Source organism: Hymenobacter ruricola, from assembly GCF_015694525.1.
Lineage (GTDB): Bacteria > Bacteroidota > Bacteroidia > Cytophagales > Hymenobacteraceae > Hymenobacter > Hymenobacter ruricola.
In genome coordinates this window covers 465,553-482,442 of the sequence record NZ_JADQDM010000003.1, presented here as the reverse complement: position 1 = coordinate 482,442, position 16,890 = coordinate 465,553, and the positions used below count along the sequence as shown (strand labels likewise).

15 protein-coding genes are annotated in these 16,890 nt (G+C 59.9%); 4 read left to right on the top strand and 11 right to left on the bottom strand.

Annotated elements, in window-relative coordinates:
* Nucleotides 1-83: 83 nt before the first annotated feature.
* From I2H31_RS09925 to I2H31_RS09900, 6 genes are all read right to left on the bottom strand, one after another.
* The gene (locus tag I2H31_RS09925) at nucleotides 84-896 is read right to left on the bottom strand and encodes a hypothetical protein (protein WP_196292864.1); all 813 of its coding nucleotides are present in this window, start codon (nucleotides 894-896) and stop codon (nucleotides 84-86) included.
* An 87-nt stretch (nucleotides 897-983) separates the two neighbouring features.
* Nucleotides 984-1,751: a hypothetical protein gene (locus tag I2H31_RS09920; protein WP_196292863.1), complete on the bottom strand. Its 768-nt coding sequence runs from the start codon at nucleotides 1,749-1,751 to the stop codon at nucleotides 984-986.
* 147 nt (nucleotides 1,752-1,898) lie between these two features.
* Nucleotides 1,899-2,696, bottom strand: a complete 798-nt coding sequence (locus tag I2H31_RS09915) for a hypothetical protein (RefSeq protein WP_196292862.1) — start codon at nucleotides 2,694-2,696, stop codon at nucleotides 1,899-1,901.
* A 126-nt stretch (nucleotides 2,697-2,822) separates the two neighbouring features.
* Nucleotides 2,823-3,749 (bottom strand): hypothetical protein, encoded by a 927-nt coding sequence (locus I2H31_RS09910; RefSeq protein ID WP_196292861.1) that lies wholly within the window; start codon nucleotides 3,747-3,749, stop codon nucleotides 2,823-2,825.
* Nucleotides 3,750-3,768: 19 nt separating this feature from the next.
* The gene (locus I2H31_RS09905) at nucleotides 3,769-4,599 is read right to left on the bottom strand and encodes a hypothetical protein (protein ID WP_196292860.1); all 831 of its coding nucleotides are present in this window, start codon (nucleotides 4,597-4,599) and stop codon (nucleotides 3,769-3,771) included.
* On the bottom strand, nucleotides 4,596-4,892 hold the full coding sequence (locus I2H31_RS09900; protein ID WP_230687630.1) for a DUF2306 domain-containing protein: 297 nt from the start codon (nucleotides 4,890-4,892) through the stop codon (nucleotides 4,596-4,598). The genes I2H31_RS09905 and I2H31_RS09900 overlap by 4 nt, the downstream gene beginning before the upstream one ends.
* A gap of 658 nt (nucleotides 4,893-5,550) precedes the next feature.
* Between I2H31_RS09900 and I2H31_RS09895 the strand changes: the two genes are divergently transcribed.
* The 3 genes from I2H31_RS09895 (at nucleotide 5,551) to I2H31_RS09885 (ending at nucleotide 10,825) form a co-directional block, all read left to right on the top strand.
* Nucleotides 5,551-7,866, top strand: coding sequence for a M4 family metallopeptidase (locus I2H31_RS09895; RefSeq protein WP_196292859.1), 2,316 nt, complete (start codon nucleotides 5,551-5,553; stop codon nucleotides 7,864-7,866).
* Between the two features lie 164 nt (nucleotides 7,867-8,030).
* The gene (locus I2H31_RS09890) at nucleotides 8,031-8,474 is read left to right on the top strand and encodes a hypothetical protein (RefSeq protein WP_196292858.1); all 444 of its coding nucleotides are present in this window, start codon (nucleotides 8,031-8,033) and stop codon (nucleotides 8,472-8,474) included.
* Between the two features lie 323 nt (nucleotides 8,475-8,797).
* Complete coding sequence (locus tag I2H31_RS09885; RefSeq protein ID WP_196292857.1) at nucleotides 8,798-10,825, top strand: T9SS type B sorting domain-containing protein; 2,028 nt, start codon at nucleotides 8,798-8,800, stop codon at nucleotides 10,823-10,825.
* Between the two features lie 81 nt (nucleotides 10,826-10,906).
* Here I2H31_RS09885 and I2H31_RS09880 read toward each other — a convergent pair whose 3' ends face one another.
* The 5 genes from I2H31_RS09880 to I2H31_RS09860 are packed head-to-tail and all read right to left on the bottom strand — an operon-like array spanning nucleotide 10,907 to nucleotide 15,714.
* A complete protein-coding gene (locus I2H31_RS09880; protein ID WP_196292856.1) occupies nucleotides 10,907-11,617 on the bottom strand; it encodes a DUF2306 domain-containing protein in 711 nt (236 codons plus the stop codon).
* 4 nt (nucleotides 11,618-11,621) lie between these two features.
* On the bottom strand, nucleotides 11,622-11,969 hold the full coding sequence (locus I2H31_RS09875) for a DUF5615 family PIN-like protein (protein WP_196292855.1): 348 nt from the start codon (nucleotides 11,967-11,969) through the stop codon (nucleotides 11,622-11,624).
* The gene (locus I2H31_RS09870; protein ID WP_196292854.1) at nucleotides 11,966-12,199 is read right to left on the bottom strand and encodes a DUF433 domain-containing protein; all 234 of its coding nucleotides are present in this window, start codon (nucleotides 12,197-12,199) and stop codon (nucleotides 11,966-11,968) included. The genes I2H31_RS09875 and I2H31_RS09870 overlap by 4 nt, the downstream gene beginning before the upstream one ends.
* A 32-nt stretch (nucleotides 12,200-12,231) precedes the next feature.
* Nucleotides 12,232-14,478: a DNA helicase RecQ gene (gene recQ / locus I2H31_RS09865; RefSeq protein WP_196292853.1), complete on the bottom strand. Its 2,247-nt coding sequence runs from the start codon at nucleotides 14,476-14,478 to the stop codon at nucleotides 12,232-12,234.
* A gap of 57 nt (nucleotides 14,479-14,535) precedes the next feature.
* On the bottom strand, nucleotides 14,536-15,714 hold the full coding sequence (locus I2H31_RS09860; RefSeq protein ID WP_196292852.1) for a THUMP domain-containing class I SAM-dependent RNA methyltransferase: 1,179 nt from the start codon (nucleotides 15,712-15,714) through the stop codon (nucleotides 14,536-14,538).
* A gap of 127 nt (nucleotides 15,715-15,841) precedes the next feature.
* On the opposite strand from I2H31_RS09860, the gene I2H31_RS09855 reads away from it, so the two are divergent.
* Nucleotides 15,842-16,738, top strand: coding sequence for a retropepsin-like aspartic protease (locus I2H31_RS09855; protein ID WP_196292851.1), 897 nt, complete (start codon nucleotides 15,842-15,844; stop codon nucleotides 16,736-16,738).
* The last annotated feature ends 152 nt before the right edge of the window (nucleotides 16,739-16,890 follow it).

Genomic DNA, 16,890 nt, shown 5'->3' with positions numbered 1-16,890 from the left:
TCAACGCGAATTCGGCTGGTGAAGTTAGCAACGCAAGCGCGAAGATACTAATTCACTTAGCTAATAATTTTCTGCCCACCACTTTAGCGTCGAGCTACTTGTTTTTCCACCCACCATTCGTCGTTTTTCCAGAAGTTATTCCAGCCCACGCGGGCGTATTGGGGGTTGATGGCCACGTCGCGCTCGCCCACTTCGAAGCGCGAAAGCACCTGCCGCGTCACGGCGATGCCGTGTTTCCATAAGGCCGGCACGGTGGTTTCGGCGGTGGCGTCTTCGCGCCACTGCCCGTCGAAGAGCAGGCCGCCGTTGCGGGTGGCGGGGTTGCGGGTGTAGGTGGCCAGTTGGGCCCGCTGGCTGGGCGTGAGGGTGAAATCCAGGGCCACGCGGCCATCGAACTGCCCGCCCAGGCCGTGCCGGCCGGTGGCCTGCAGGGCAAAGCTGCCGGTGGCGCAGTAAGTGGGCACGCGGGTTTCGCCGTTGTCGGCGTAGGTGGCCTGCTCGGTGGGCAGGCGCTGCACCTGCTGCAGCTCAATGCTGCCGCGGAAGGGCGTCACGTCGCCGTAGCAGCGGAACTTGCCGGCCACGAGGTAGCGGCCGGGGCTTTTGGCATCGGCCTGCACGGTGGTGAAGACGAATTCGAGCCGCCGCCCGTCGTAGCCGAAGCAGCCGTTGAGCACGTCTTCGGTGCCGCTCTGGGGCTGGTGCTGCCAGAGCTTGCCGAGGTTGGCGCGGGCCAGCAGGGCGTTGCGCGTGGCGTTGGGGAGAATGGTGCCGGGCGCGGCCAGGGCCGCCGGCGCCGGCGCCGCTTGGGGGTGACGGATGGTGGCGGGCCGGCCCAAGGGCCGCGCCGCGCCGAGCAGCAACGCAGGGGCCGCCAGCAACAAATGGTAACGCATAGAACCGCGAAAAACAGTGGGCCCAAGCCGCCGCTATTGCCAGCGGGCGCTTCGACGGTTCCAACGAGGCATGGCTATGTTTTAGTATTAGAGGCTGAGCCCGGGTTTGGGAGATTTGGCCCACCATTCGTTGTTTTCCCAGGCTTCGCTCCAGTCCAGGCGGGCGTACTTCGGGTTGAGCGTTTCGCCGCGGTCGCCGAGGTACAAATCGGCCATGGCATCGGGCAGCACAGCCTCGGCATAGGTAGCGAAGGCCACTTCCTGGCGTTTCCCCGTGCGGAAGCTTTGCCACTGCCCCCGAAACAGCAGGCCGCCACCACCGGCGGGCAGGTCGCTGCCGGGCATTTCCTGCACCAGGCCCAGCGTACCCGCTGGCAATTGGTAAAAATCGAGCAGGGCGGTGCCGCGGTAGGTGCCCGCGCCCGCAGCGGTGGAGTCCTCGCGCAGCACGAAGCGGGCCGAGGCGGTGTACACGCGGGCCTGCGCCCGTTCCGCCGAATCGAGGTCGGGGAAGGCATTCAGCGGCTTGAGGCCTTCTACCGTGATGGTACCGCTGAAGGGGGTGATGTTTTTGCGGTAGCGCGTGCGGCCCTGCACCCGGAACACGCCGGGCCGGGCGGCATCTTGCACTACTCGTTCGAGGATGACCGAAATGTGACGGTGTTCGGGGCCGTAAAAGCCGTCGAGAATGGTGGGCCGGGTGTTGCCATTCTCCTTTTGGTCGAAATCGGCCTGCCACAGTGGCGCCAGGTTGTGGGCCGCCAGAAAGGCCGGCACATCGGCCACCGGCGGCGTGGCCGGGACGTCAGCAGTTGGGGCTTCGGGCGTAGCGGGCGGGGCCTGGGACTTGACCATCGTAGGCCCTGCGGTCGCAACTGACTGCGGAACCTGAACCGCCGCCGGCTTGGTTTGAGGCTGGCACGCAACGGCCAGCCAACTGGCGCCAATACCGGCGATAAGGAGAAAGAAGGGTTTCATAGGCATTGCGTGGCTTCTTGTAAGTTAAAGGTTGAGTTTGGGCTTGGGTGAGTCGGCCCACCATTCTTCGTTTTCCCACTTTTCATTCCAGCCCAAGTGGGCATACTTCGGGTTCATCTCGCCCCCACGGTCGCCGATTTCAAAGTCCTTATATACGTCCGGCGCGGCGGAAAACACGTTGTCGGCCACCACGAACTGTTTCACCTGCTTCGTGCTGATGTTGAGGCGGCTGCCGTTGATGAGCAGGTAGCCCGCGTTGTACAGCCCATCGGTGCCCCGAAACGGCGCTCGGATGTAGCCCAGGTGGCCGTTGGACTTCACGTAGAATAGCAGCGAAGCGGCGGCCAGCATCTCGCCCGCATTGGCTTGCTCTACTTCTTTGATGCGCAACTCCGCCCGCACTTCGCGGGGATGCGCCAGTTCCACTTTTCGCTCATATACTGTTTCGGCCGAATCGGAGCCAGCGGCTTCGCTTTGGTTGGGTGCGGTGGCATCGGTGTAGTCGAATTCATAGGGCGGCTCCAGGTCTTCTACCTGCCGGATGAGGAGTGTGCCGGTAAAAGGCCGCACATTTTTGCGGTAGTGGCACTTGCCGCGCACGTGGTAGAGGGCGGGGTTGTCGGCATCGCGGTGCACTTCGGTCAGGGCCAGCGCAAACCGGTAGTGGTCGGGGCCGAAAAAGCCTTCCAGCACGGCGGTAGACTGCGGCCCGCTCGTGGTGCCCTGCCACAGCGACGACAAGTCGTAGCGGCGCAGAACGGCGCGGGCGGCGGCCGTAAGGGTATCGTGAGGGGCGAACACGGCCGGCAGCGTCGAGGACACAGCGGTGATTTTGGCAGGTGCCGGGACTGCTGCACTAGCCTGGCTGGCCGGCCTTGCTTGCGGCTGACAGGCGGCCAGCGCCAACAGGAATAAAAAGGCTGCGTTTTTCATGCAGGGCAAGTCATGCTAGAGGCTTAGTTTGGGCTTGGGAGACTCGGCCCACCATTCGTCGGTTTCCCAATAACTGCTCCAGCCTAGCTTGGCATATTTGGGGTTGACCTGCGCTCCCCGGTCGCCAATGCCAAAGTCTTTAATAAAGCCGGGCGAAAGCAGAAAGACGTCGCGGCAGACTACAAAAGACGGGCTGGTACTGGTTTTTGCATCTTGCCAGTTGCCTTTGAATAGAAGGCCACTGCCTTTGGTTGCGGCCTTCTCCAACACGATGCCCTCGCCGGGAGTAGTTACTTGGCCAACCGTTCCGTTATCCATCAGCCAGAAATCGAGGAATGCATGCCCGTTCAACGCATAAGTTGCGGGGGCTTGGCCCACGAAATGAAACGTAGCCGAGGCCGCATAGGCGCGGGCATTCGTGATGTTGCCCGCCTCACTTGTTGTATCCTGAATGAATCCAGCTCCTCCCTGGGAAAGCAGCAAGCTTTGGTCGTAGTAATCCACCAAGCCAGTCAAACGAATTTCACCGGTAAAATTCGTGACTTGCTTCTGATTGCGCGCTTTGCCAGTTACATGGATTACTTCGGGCTGCAAGCTGTCGCGGGAGGCTTGCAGGATGGCCAGCGACAGGCGCTGCGGGTTGGTGCCGAAGAAGCCATCGAGCGCCATTTTAAAGCCTGCCGATTGCGACTCTGGGGCCAGAAACAGCTTGCTGAGGTTCACTTGCTGGAGGGTGGCGCGCATTTCCGGCGTCAGCGAATCGGCAGCAAGGCTCATCTCTGGCTGAGTGGCCGGAATTTCAGGCGAGGCAACCGTTGCAGCCGGGGCTTGAGTTACCGCTTTGGCGACAGGCGGCGCAGTATGCTGGCAGGCAGTGGCGGTGGCAGCCAGCCCAACAGCCACCATCTTGTTAACCAAGCGTGAGGTAAAAGTTACGGCCATAGGTTTCACTGCAACAGCGTCATAGGTTGAATTGGGGCTTGGGCGATTTGGCCCACCATTCGTCATTTTCGTACCAATCATTCCAACCGTATTTGGCCAGCTCAGGGTAGATGGTGTCGCCGCGCGAACCCAAGCCGATTTTCTCTAACGCTTCGGGCACTACCACGAGAAAGTTGCTGCACCAGGAAGCCGGCATTTGCTGGCCGGTTCGGTTGTCCCGCCACACGCCTTGAAATAGCAGGCCACTGCCTTTGGTCGGATTACCGAGGCCAAGGTCGGGACCGTTGAAAGTGACCTGACGGGCCCGGTTGCGGGCATCGACGCAAAAATCGAGCATCGCCTTGCCCGAATACACCCCGGCCCCTTTGGTTTGGGGGTCTTCGCGGAGGGTGTACTCGGCAAAGGCCGTGTAGGCGCGCACCTTGCTGCTGTTCGCCATCTCGGCGGTGTCGGGCAGGGCCGCAAAGCGCGTGACCGTACACGTGCCCTTAAAGGGCGTAATCGCCTTTTTGTAGCGGTTGAGGCCCCAAATGTGGTATTGCTCGGGATGAAGCGAGTCGCGGCGCACCTTCGAAAAGTAGAAGGAAATGCGGTAATGGTTGGGGCCGTAAAATCCTTCCATCGTGGCATTGCTCTTGGCTTCGGCGGTGGCATTACTCCAGGCATACGCCAAATCAACTTGCTGCAAAGGCGTCGGCGCGGCCGAAGCCGCCGGTTGCGCCGGAACGTGCTGCTGCGCCGCTACGGCAGTAGGCGCGGCGGGAGCAGTTTTTCCGACGGCAGCATCGGTTTGGGGCTGGCAGGCCACACCTGCAAATGCCAGCAGAGGTAGCCAAATAATGGTTTTCATGCCACCAATTTACTGCGCAGTTCCGGCATAAACTCCCGGAGGAAATACCGCCCCACTCCGGCCTCAAGCAGTAGCTCCACCAGTATCAAATTGCCCACCCACGAGAGCCACGTCACCGTCAAATACGTTTCAATGGGCTTGGTTTCAAATACGTAATACATCAGGTAGCTCTCGCCGCGCAGGGCCAGCGCCGCCAGCGTCACGGCGAAGGAGCGCAGCATCCACTCCACGTGCAGGCTCCACTGGCGCTGGCGGGCGGCCCAGGAAAAGCAGCACGGATTTTCTGCGTGCAAGCGCACCCAAATTGATTCGTTTTTTTTCCTTTTTATGCAGGAAATTTTGTGCAGAAGGGGTCATACAATTCTTTTTTTATAAAAAGTGGTTTCTAAACGCCCTCAAATTTGAAAAGTCAGAATTCCCGGTATATTTGCACAGTCTCCTTTTGGATTCTACAAACTTCTACAAACACAGTGCTGCCCGAGCCTCCACCCGGGCGAAGCTAATCTTCCTGAAGTCTTCCATTCGTGAACCTCAGGTGCCCCGCCTTATGGGGCCGCCGCTGTTCGCATCGTTAGTCATGTCGGCATCCGGCCTTGACTAATTCTACCCTTTGCGTCCTCGGTACACAACTGCTGTAGTTGTGGAGAAGAGTGCCTGTCAGGCATTTTTCAACTTGTTTTTTTTTGGGTCCATCATAGCATAGCCCACTCGGAATTTAGCGCATCCTCGTTTGCGGGGCAGGCCCTATTGCGCTTGCTCAAGCACGCAGGCTCTGCACGCAGGCTCTGGGTGTATTCCTGATAAGATGGGGCCAAAAGCATAGATGCAGCAACATGCTTCGCAACAGCATTTACGATGCGCTCTTGCACCTTAAACCAGCATGCGGAGTGACTATTTCTGGCATTTTACACTTGATTATAATTGCTCATTTTTTCACTTAACCCCCTTTTCATGATGAAAACACTTACTCCGGCTTGTAAAGACCAGTCACGCGGGTTGCTCCGTAAACTGCGCCTCGCTTGGTTTGGGCTCAGCGCATGCAGCTCGATGGCAACCGTTGCGGCGCAGTCTCTTCCCAAAGCGGCTGCGCCGATTCCATATCCCGCCGCTGAAATAACTAAAATCGCCAAAGAAGTTCGCTCCGATGGGTACGTGTACTTCAACGATGATTTTGAAGACAGCCCGGGCCGCGTCCTTACGGAACGCAAAGCGGCTTTTGGCCTGGAACCATCCGACGAGATGCAGCTACTGGAAGTGCAGAAACTTGATGGTGGCATCCAGCGGTATCATTATCGGCAATTCCACTTGGGCGTGCCGGTTGAAGGAGCCGATTTCAGTGTGTATGCCCGCGACAAGAAGGCCCATCACGCGGCGGGTGCGCTGGCTCATGGCCTTGGAACAAGCGCCAGTGCTGGTTTGAGCGAGCAGGCAGGCCTTCAGGTTGCGCTGAAAGCAGTGAACGCAACCCGCTATTATTGGCAAGACCCTGAACGTGAAGGCGCTTTGCGCGCAGAAATGGCCAGCGCCACCGCCAGCTATTATCCAAAAGCCCAGTTAATATACACCCCCACCACGGAATCTTTACAAAAAAAGGCTCGCCAATACCGCCTTGCTTACCGGTATGAAATCAATGCCGTTACGCCTTCCGGGCAATGGGCCGTGTACGTGGACGCAACCAATGGGCAAACCATTAAAAAGGTTTCGCTGCGCGATAATTGCTACGATGGAACGGTGACCACCGTTTACAACGGTGTTCAAACAATACAGACAGACCAACGCCCCTACGCCCCCTACAACTATTTGCTCGAAGATTGGTGCCGGGGTGCCGTAATCGCCTCAAAATATGCCAACACCAACGACCCGTGCTGGAGCTGCTTAAATTACATCTATTGGGGCAGCAATAATTCCTGGAATAACACCACCGAGTCCATGCTTACGGCATCAGCCCATTGGTCGATGGAAAAAGCACACGACTATTTTGCGTCGTTGGGCAGAAGCAATAACAACATCGAAAGGCGGGTGCAAGTTGACCATCCCGACAACGGCTACGACACGTTCTACACCCATTCGGACTCGGACAACAAGGATTATTTTCATATCGGCCGGTATGGCCAGAACAGCCTGGCTGAATTAGACATTGTGGCGCACGAATTTGCGCATAGCGTGACCCGCATTACCGGAGTGTTGGGTAATGCGCAGGAATCCGGCGCTTTGAACGAATCGTTTTCTGACATTTTCGGCCTGATGACCGAGCGGACAGTGTACGGAAACATCGATTGGGTGCTTGGCAGCCGGGCGGGTGCCCCCCGTTCCTTTGCCAATACCGGGCCTTCGCTGTCCACGCAGGCCCAGTACTACCAAGGCACTGGCAGCGGCTGGCAGGACGTGTACAACCCCTACGATAACGGGGGCGTGCACATCAATTGCGGCGTGCAAAACCGGTGGTTTTATCTGCTGTCGGTTGGGGGAGCCGGTTCCCGGGGCCCCCTGGTGCCGGCAATTGGGCCCGATAAGGCCGCTCGGATAGCATATGCGGCCCTGACGGGCTACTTGTTCCAGTACGCTAACTACCCGGATTCAAGAGCCGCGACCATTCAGGCCGCCACCAACATCTACGGGGCCTGCTCCTTGGAAGTGGAAGCAGTTACCAAAGCATGGTACGGAGTTGGGGTGGGTGACCCCTTCCCAACAGTTTGCGCCTCGGCAATCCAAGGGCCTATTTCTTATTGCCTGGAAAACGGGCCGAGCGTGTATCAGCTCTACACCGTGCAAGCCTCGGCGGGCGCCGTCAAAACCTGGTCCTGCAACAACCCCGATTGGGGATTCAGCCAAGTGGGCGAGGATTTTGAATTAACGTATGTTCCGGATTACGTATCATCGGCTACGGTAACCGTTGTTATTGCTATTAACGGCACGAGCACCACCAAGACCAAAAAGGTGTCGACCAGACAGTGCTCGCTTTGCAAGTGCCCAGTGCAACGGGGCGTTGCCGACGCAAGCGAGGAAACGAAAAAGGCCGCATCCGCTGATTTTGTTGTCTTCCCCAACCCGGCCACTCAAGCCATCACCCTGGGGCTGCCGGTATCGGGCAGTGACCTAAAGCTGGTGGCAACGGACGCGCTGGGACGGGAATGGCTAACGCAAACGGTTACCGCTGGCGTGAGGACCTTGAACCTGAACGTATCGGGGATGCCAGCCGGGGTATACCAACTGCATATTTCAAACGGGGAATGGCACACAACTCGCCGTTTCCAGGTTATCAAGTAATTCTTTTGTATTGTTAGGAGGCTTGCAAGCCGTTTATGCCATCCGCTTTCCTCCCTGCACATTGTAACCCCCCTGAACGTCAAGACACGCAACTATTCTCTTCGGGCATTGGGCCTGAAGCAACTGAATGGTTGCGTGTCTTTGTTCTTCTTTCCGCTCGTGCCATGAAAAACGCTCTTTTGTTTCCCTTGTTCGGCTTGGCGTTCGTAGCCTGTCAAAAGTCGGAGGAAAGCCCCGCGGACATTGCGGCGCCTTTTCAACAAGCATTTGCCCTGGCTTACCACCAAACGGCTGCGTTGCCGCAGCAAAGTTCCCCGGAACTTCAGGTTCGCCTGGCCGACCTGGACGACCAACGCATTCAGAAAGGGAGTCCGACGTACGTCCCCAAAAGTTATGTAACGGCCAAGTTGCACGTTACCCTGCCAGGGGGCCCCGACCAATCCATTTCGCTCTGCTGGGGCACGTGCACGACGGGCACCGACTCAGCCGCCGTAGCCGCGCCGGGCGTTCGGTATGACATTCGCCTGCTCAGCATTGAGCCAACGACGGGGTATGACCAGACCGCGACGAAAAACAAGTCGGTCAGATTGCGCATTACGCGCCGCTGACCCCTATGCGTCGGCTTCACGCGGTTGGGGCAAAGCGACGGCCTCGCGGCAACGCCTGCCGCCGCACACACCACCCGAGGGGGTGGTTTTGGGCCGTCTGCTTATGCGTGGTGGCATCACTGACGGCCCATGCGCAACTGCAGGCGTCTCAGTGGTATTTTGGTCAGCAGGCAGGCCTGGATTTTCGGGCCAGCGGCCCCCCCGTCGCCTTGACGACGGGGGCGTTGTCGTCGGAGGAGGGCTGTAGCAGCCGCGCCGATAGTTTGGGCCGATTGCTTTTTTATACCAACGGCAGAACGGTCTGGAACCGGCTCCACCAAGTAATGGCCAACGGGGCCTTGCTGCAGGGCAATACTTCCACCACCCAGCATTTGATTGTGCCCCAACCCGGCAACGACCAGCTCTTTTACATTTTTAGCCCTTCGGAGTACTCAGCCAATACCGGGCTGCGCTATTCAATAGTTGACCTCTCCTTGCAGGGCGGCCTGGGCGAGGTTACGCAGCAGAACGTGGTGCTGCGCGCTTCCTCGACCGAACGCGTGACGGCGGTGCCCCACGCGAATTGCCGCGACGAGTGGATTATTGCGCATGAGCAGAATTCGGACCTTTTCACGGTGTTTCTCCTCACGGCCACCGGAGTGAATCCGGTTCCGGTGTTGAGTCGCGATGCCTTTGTGCACAGTGGGGTTAAGGCCATTGGCCAGCTTAAGGCCTCGCCCAATGGCCGCCGGCTGGCCCTTGCCACGGGCACGGTCAATTCGCAGCGGCCTCAAGCAGAAGCCAGCCTGGAATTGCTCGATTTTGACGCCGCAACGGGCGCGGTTACCAACCCGGTGGTTTTGCCTCCTCCGCATCTGCTCAGCTACGGCGTGGAATTTTCCCCCGATGGCACCAAACTCTACGTCACGGACCCCGGGTACCCGGCCGTGTACCAATACGACTTGACGGCCGCCAATCTTGCCGCCTCAGTGGTCCAGTTGCCTTCGGTGGCCCAACCGGGCTTCGGAAACGGTTCAAAAAATGCGTTGCAGCTGGGCCCGGATGGCCGCATCTACGTGGCCCGTTCGGGCAATCCGTTTAATCAATCTTTGGGGGTCATCACCGCACCCAATCGGCTCGGGGCGGCCTGTGGGTTGGTGGATAACGGAGCGCCTTTGGGCGGGCGCCTCAGCGAACTGGGGCTGCCGTCCTTTCGGCAACAGGACTTGTGGAATTTTACCGTGGACGGCTTGTGTCAGGGCGCGGCAGTGGGCTTTGGGTTTCCCGCAACGTACGGCCCGGACTCGGTCCGATGGAATTTCGGAGACCCACCAACCGGGGCGCAAAATTCGTCCCGGCTTTTTGCGCCCCGTCACGTGTATTCGGCCCCGGGCTCGTATGATGTTTCGCTCACGTTGTATTTTCCCAATGCCTTTCGCCCGGTGTTGCGCCGCACGGTGGCGGTGCAGCCGCAACCAGTGGTTCGGTTGGGCCGGGACACGGCGCTGTGCCCGGGCGCTTCCCTTGTGTTGAACGCCTCTGCTTCCGGGGCCACGTACCGCTGGCAAGACGGCTCCGTTGCCCCCACCCACGCCACGCGTGGCCCCGGCTGGTATTGGGTGGACGTGACCAACGCAGCCGGATGCACCGCCCGCGATTCGCTGCACGTGGCCGCGGCGCCCGTGCCGCGGGTCACGTTGGGGCCGGACACGGTTCTTTGCGTCGGCCAAACGATTACCCTGCGGCCACAGCCGGATGAGCCCGGAACCCGGTACCATTGGTCCGACGGGTCAACGGGGCCCTCCTTAAGGGTTAGCGGGCCGGCAACCTATTGGGTAGAAGCCATCAATGCAGCTGGTTGCAGCCAGCGAGCCGCCAAGCGTGTGGTTTATTTGACTCCCCCCGCCATCCACCTAGGCCCGGATACAACCGTGTGTCAAAATGCATCAGCGCCCTTTGTCCTCGACGCCACCCTTCCCGGCGGCGTCGCGTACCGCTGGCAAGACGGTTCTACCCTCCCCACGTTCACGCCAACGAAGCCGGGCCTGTACTGGGTCACCGTCTCAACGCCCGTATGCAGCGCCACCGATTCTGTGCAGGTCCGCCTGCTAGACTGTCGGGACCACGTGTTTATCCCCAACATCATCACGCCGAATGGAGATGGCCAAAACGACCGATTACGAATTATCGGATTGGAGGACCTTCCCTGGCAATTGTCCATATACAATCGTTGGGGCGCGCTGGTTTACTCGGCCCTGCCTTACCGGCAAGATTGGGACGCGGCCGGACTAAGCAGCGGAATGTATTATTACTTCTTGCGACAAACCCAAACCCAGCGTCAGTTAAAAGGCTGGATTGAGGTAGTGAGGTAACCAAAACAACTACCTCCGATTAACCTATAGTACTTGCCCTAGCCACGGGCAAGCAGCTTGAAATGGAGCAAAATAGCAGCTTCATGCCGCCAATTTACTGCGCAGTTCCGGCATAAATGTCCGCAGGAAATACCGCCCCACTCCGGCCTCAAGCAGTAGCTCCACCAGTATCAAATTGCCCACCCACGAGAGCCACGTCACCGTCAAATACGTTTCAATGGGCTTGGTTTCAAATACGTAATACATCAGGTAGCTCTCGCCGCGCAGGGCCAGCGCCGCCAGCGTCACGGCGAAGGAGCGCAGCATCCACTCCACGTGCAGGCTCCACTGGCGCTGGCGGGCGGCCCGGTAAGCTTTCCAGGTGCAAAGCCACCACACCAGGCACTGCAGCGTGAAGCCGACCTGCGCGGCCAGTCCGCCGTTGGCAAAGCGCGCCAGAATGAGGCCCGACGGCGCCGCCAGGGCCAATATGCCGACGACGTAGCCCTTGCCCAGCCGCCGGTGCAGCCCCGGCCCGCGCCGCGCCAGCACCGGCAGAAACTGCAGCAGCCCCAGCACCAGCACCACTAGGCTGGTGGTGATGTGCACGTAGAACCCCAGCCGGAAAACCGGGTTGTCGTTGGTTTCGTCGCTCTTGGTGGTGAGGAAGTGGATGCCCTTCTCGAAGGTGTAGTAGGGCAGCGTTTTGGTGAGCATCAGGCCCGCGAAGGCGGCGATGACGAGGGCCGCGAGGGCGAGGAGGATGCGGCGCGGCCAAGCACGCCAAGTAGAAGGGACGGATGGTTGCAACATAGCCTCAGAGGGGGCGAATGCGGATTTTCTGCACCGCCACGGTAGTGAAAGCGCCATGCAAATTGGGCAGTCGCGTGCGTAGTAATTCCAGCAACGTCGCCAGCAACGCGGCAGTATCCCGGAAATGGTAGCGTAGAAAAATCACGCTGACGTCGCGGATGCCGTGTGCAAATACCCATTCGCCAAAATCTTTGTCTTCGGTCAGGATGATGCGGGGCGGATGCCGCGCAAGCTCAATAATCGCCGCGTCGCTGAGGCTGCGGTGCGACTCATAAAGCGAATCGACCAGATAGCCGGCTGCCCGCAAGGCAGCTATTATGCTGTGGTCGATGTTTTCATCGGCGAGAATCACGCGGCGAAACCGATAACCTCTTCTTTAGCCAGCATGGCGGCCGCGTATTCCAAAGCCGCCTGCACGTCGGCGGCTTCCAGTTGCGGATACATGGCCAGCACATCAGCGGTGCTTGCGCCTTCGGCGAGCTTGCGCAGCAGCAGCTCGACGGTAAGCCGAGTGCCCCGAATGACGGGTTTACCCAGCATAACTTCGTGACTGGCAGTGATTCTTGGGTGAGCATTAGCCATAGTTATCAGAAGAAAACGGTGTGGCAACTAAGCTACTGCCCGCGCAGGCGCTTGTGGTACAGCGCGGCCATGCGCAGCTGGAAATAGTCGTACTTCTCGCGCAGGTGGTCGAACAGGTCGCGCAGGGTGGCGTCGTTGCCGAGTTGGGCGCGGGCAGTGAGGATTTCGGCCAGCTCCGAGTCGCTCACAAAGTCCTGGATGCGCAGCTCGCGGCCCTTGGCGTAGGCGGTGTAGAGGTGCGTTTTCACGGTGCTCAGGGCCAGGCCGCGGCGCTCGGAAATATCCTCCGGCGAAAGGCCCATCTGGTGGAACTGCACGGTGGCATCTTCGGAGTCGCTCACGGGCTTGTCGGCCGTCGCGGTTTTCTCGGCCGCGGCCAGGCGCGGGCGCGGCTCGTTGAACATGCTGTCCGAATCGGAGGGCACGTACTGCCCGCCGCCGTGCTCCAGAATGAGCTTGATGAAGGCCTCGCCGTAGGTCTCGAACTTCTTCATGCCCACGCCCGAAATGCCCAGCATGCCCACGCGGCTGACGGGCCGCTCGGCCGCCATTTCCTGCAGCGTGGCGTCGGAGAACACCACGTAGGGCGGCACGCCCTGCTCGTCGGCAATGGCCTTGCGCAGGCGGCGCAGCTTCTCGAACAGTTGCGCCTCGGGCGTGCCGATGGTCGCGGTGGTAGCCGCAGCTTTTTTGCTGGCGCGGGTGGGCTTTTCGGCCTTCTCGGCGGGCTGGAACTTCTTGAGATTGAGCGTAAGCTGGCCTTTCAGCACCTGATGGCCGCGCTCGGTGATTTTCAGGGCGTAGCCTTCCTCGTAGGCGATGTAGAACAGGCCGTCGTTCAGCATCTGGTGGATGTAGCTGTACCAGTCCAAATACGGGAGGTCGGAGCCGGCGCCGTAGGTCTTGATTTGGTCGTAGCCGCCTTGCAGCACGGCTTGGTTGCGCATGCCGCGCAGGATGTCAATCAGCAGATTAATAGCCACTTTCTCGCGGCTGCGGAACACGGCCGAGAGGGCTTTTTGGGCAATGAGGGTGCCGTCGAAGGTCGTGGGCGGGTTGCGGCAGATGTCGCAGTTGCCGCAGTCTTCGCCCAGGGTTTCGGAAAAGTAGTTGAGCAGGATTTTGCGGCGGCAAGAAGCGGCTTCCGCGAACTGCTGCATGCGCTCCAGCTTAGCGGTGTTGAGTTGGGCCTGACGCGCGGGCACGTCCTTGGTCACCATCTCGCGCATCTGCATCACGTCGGCGAAGCTGTAGAACAGGATGGCGGTGCTGGGCGCGCCATCCCGCCCGGCCCGGCCGATTTCCTGGTAGTAGCCCTCGATGTTTTTGGGCAGGTTGTAGTGCATCACCCAGCGCACGTTGCTCTTGTCGATGCCCATGCCGAAGGCGATGGTGGCCACGATGACCTGCAAGTCGTCCTGCAAAAAGGCCTCCTGCACCTTGCCGCGCTGCAGGGGCGTCATGCCGGCGTGGTAGTGCCCCGCCTTCACGCCCTTGGCGATGAGCTTCTGGGCCACGGTTTCGCAGGTTTTGCGCGAAAGACAGTAGATAATGCCCGGGTCCTGCGGGTGGCGGCCGATGTAGTCGAGCACCGAGCCCATGCGGTCCTGTCCGGGGCGCACCAGCAAGTTGATGTTCGGCCGGTCGAAGCTCGACAGGAACACCTTGGGCTGGTGCAGGTTGAGCTGGGTGATGATGTCGCGCTTGGTCAGGCGGTCGGCCGTGGCCGTGAGCGCGATGATGGGCGTGTTGGGAAAGTGATTCCGCAGCTGCCCCAGTTGGGTGTATTCGGGCCGAAAATCGTGGCCCCAGCTCGAAATGCAGTGCGCTTCGTCAATGGCAAACAGGCTGATATTGACCCGCTGCAAAAACTGCAGAAAACCTTCCGAAAGCAGCTTTTCCGGCGACACGTAGAGCAGCTTCAGGTGCCCGCTCACGGCGGCGCGGGCAATGTCGTTGGACTCGCTCTGGCCCACGCTGCTGTTGATGTAAGCCGCCGCGATGCCGTTGGCTTTCAGCGCTTCCACCTGGTCCTTCATCAGGGCGATGAGGGGCGAAACGACCACGCAGGTGCCCTCCGACACCACGGCCGGAATCTGAAAGCAGACCGACTTGCCGCCGCCGGTGGGCATGAGCACCACGGTGTCTTTCCCGCTGAGAATGTGCTGGATGATGTCGCCCTGCATGGGGCGGAAATTGTCGTAGCCGTAATACCGTTTCAGGGCCTGACGGGCGGCGGGCAGCAAGTCGGGAGCAGCGGTAGTTAAGGTATCGGACATGACGCGGAAGGAATAACTAGTTAAAATAACGGCGCGGGGCGGGAAGTTCCAAGCAGATTAGTTTTTGGCCGGCCCCTCGGCTGGTTTCGGCTCCCGCCGCGAGCCCCGGTACAGCTCGTACTTCAACAGTCGGCAGTCTATGGGCCCGTTGAACAGCGGGATGCGCCGCGCCGGCTTCAGCCCCACGCTCTTCGCCGCTTCCAGATTTCCGGTGAAAACAAAGGCGTTGTAGCCCTGAAAATTCGTTTTCAGCGTGTCCCCTATTGTTTTATACAAAGCCGCCATCTGGGCCTCCTCCCCTATTCGCTCGCCGTAGGGCGGGTTGGTGAGCACGATGCCGGGCTCCTCTTTAGCGGGCGCGGTGGCGTCCTTCACGTCGCGCACCGAGAGGCGCACGCAGTCTTCCAGGCCGGCGGCGGTGATGTTGGCGGCGGCCATGTCGATGACTTTGGGGTCGAGGTCGGAGCCGGCCAGGTAGGCCTGGGGCTCTTCGATGCGCGCGGCTTTGGCTTCTTCGCGCACCTGGTTCCAGAGCTCGGGTTCGAAATCGTACCAGTTTTCAAAGCCGAACTTGCCTTGGTGAAACAGGCCGGGCGCGATGCGCTGGCTGATGAGGCCCGCTTCGGTGAGGATGGTGGCCGAGCCGCACAGGGGGTCGATGAGAGGCTTTTTGCCATCCCAGCCGGACAGCAGAACCAGGCCGGCGGCCAGCACCTCGTTCAGGGGGGCCTCGTTGGTGTGCTGGCGGTAGCCGCGGCGGTGCAGCGAGTCGCCGGCCGCGTCGAGGCTGAGGATGACTTCGTTTTCCGTCATGCGCAGGTGCAGGCGGATGTCGGGCTGGCGGGTGTCCACGCTGGGCCGCTCGCCGGTGCGGGCCCGAAACTGGTCCACGATGGCGTCTTTGGTGAGTTGGGCCACGAACAGCGAGTGCTCGAAGGTGGAGCGATTCACCACGGGCGTGATGGCGAACGTCTGGCCCGGCCCGAGGAAATCCTGCCAGTCGATGCGGCTCACTTCGCGGTACAGGGCCTTCTCATCGGCGGCGTAAAAAGCGGCGAAGGGCCGCAGCAGGCGCATGGACAGCCGGCTCCACAGGGCCACCTCGTAGAGCAGGCGCTGGTCGCCGATGAACTCGACGGCGCGGGAGCCCACGTGGGTGATGTCGGCCCCGAGGGCGTAGAGCTCGTCGGCGAGCAGTTCTTCCAGGCCGAACTGGGTGGTGGCGGTGAGGTGCATGGTCCGGCAAAGGTCGACAGGAATGCGGAAGCATAAACTACGACATATTTCGTACTAAGCAACATCAACTGGCTGTTTCCAGCATACATTTACGGCACCCTGACTAAAACACCTTTCTATTCTCAAAATGAAACACCTGATTTTCTGCATTATAATGATTTGGCCGCTGCTGCTGGCTGCTCAAACCAAACCGAATACTACGATTCCATTCGTACTCGAAGACAACTGCGTGTACATCTATTGTCAGGTGAACACCACCGACAGCCTGAAATTTATTTTCGACACGGGTGCCAACGGCTCAGTGCTGAGCGAAACCGCCGCCAATCGCCTCAAACTGCCGCGCACCGGCACCACGCACAACGTCGGCTCGAACGGCACCAACACGGTGAGCCAGAGCGCCGGCAACGTCATTCGCTTCGGCAGCCTTACCAAAAGCAACGCACTGCTGACCCTCATCCCGTACGAAGGCTTCAAATTCGACGGCGTGTTCGGCACCGACCTGATGAAAGGCTACGTCATCGAAGTGGATTATCATAAAAAAGAGCTGCGGTTTTACGAGCCCGCGGGCTACCACAACGACCTGGGGGCCTACGCCCGCTGCAAGCTGCGCTTTGTAGCTGATTACCCCACCGTCACGAGCACCATCGTGGCCAACGGCCGCCGCTACACGGGCCGGTTTGGCCTCGACACGGGCGCGGAAGACGTGCTCACCGTGGCCGCGCCCTTTGGCCGCAAGCACGGCCTGCCGGCCCGCCTGCCCCGGATTGGCACGGCCGTATCGCAGGGCTCCGACGGCTCTACCTATGAAAGCGCCGTGGCCCTGGCCCCCGAAATCCGCTTCGGCCGAAAGTGCTTTTACCGCGTGCCGGCCACCCTGTCGCAATCAACCAGCGGCGCCGACGCGACCGAGGACAAGGCCGGCTTCTGGGGCAACGGCTTTCTGAAGCGCTTCAATGCCGTGTGGGACTTCGACCGAAACTACCTCTATCTCAAGCCGAATAAGAACCTATATACCGAGTTGTAGGAAGGGGTTGCTCAGTCTGGTAGCGCGGAAGCTTAAACCAGTTAACCTCCTTTAAAAGGCAGGAGCTACTTTGTGGGCAATTCGTTGATTTGTGGTATTTCGCTGATAAAAGCTTAACGTTCCCTTTCCCTTACTGGTGCTCAGAATAATCT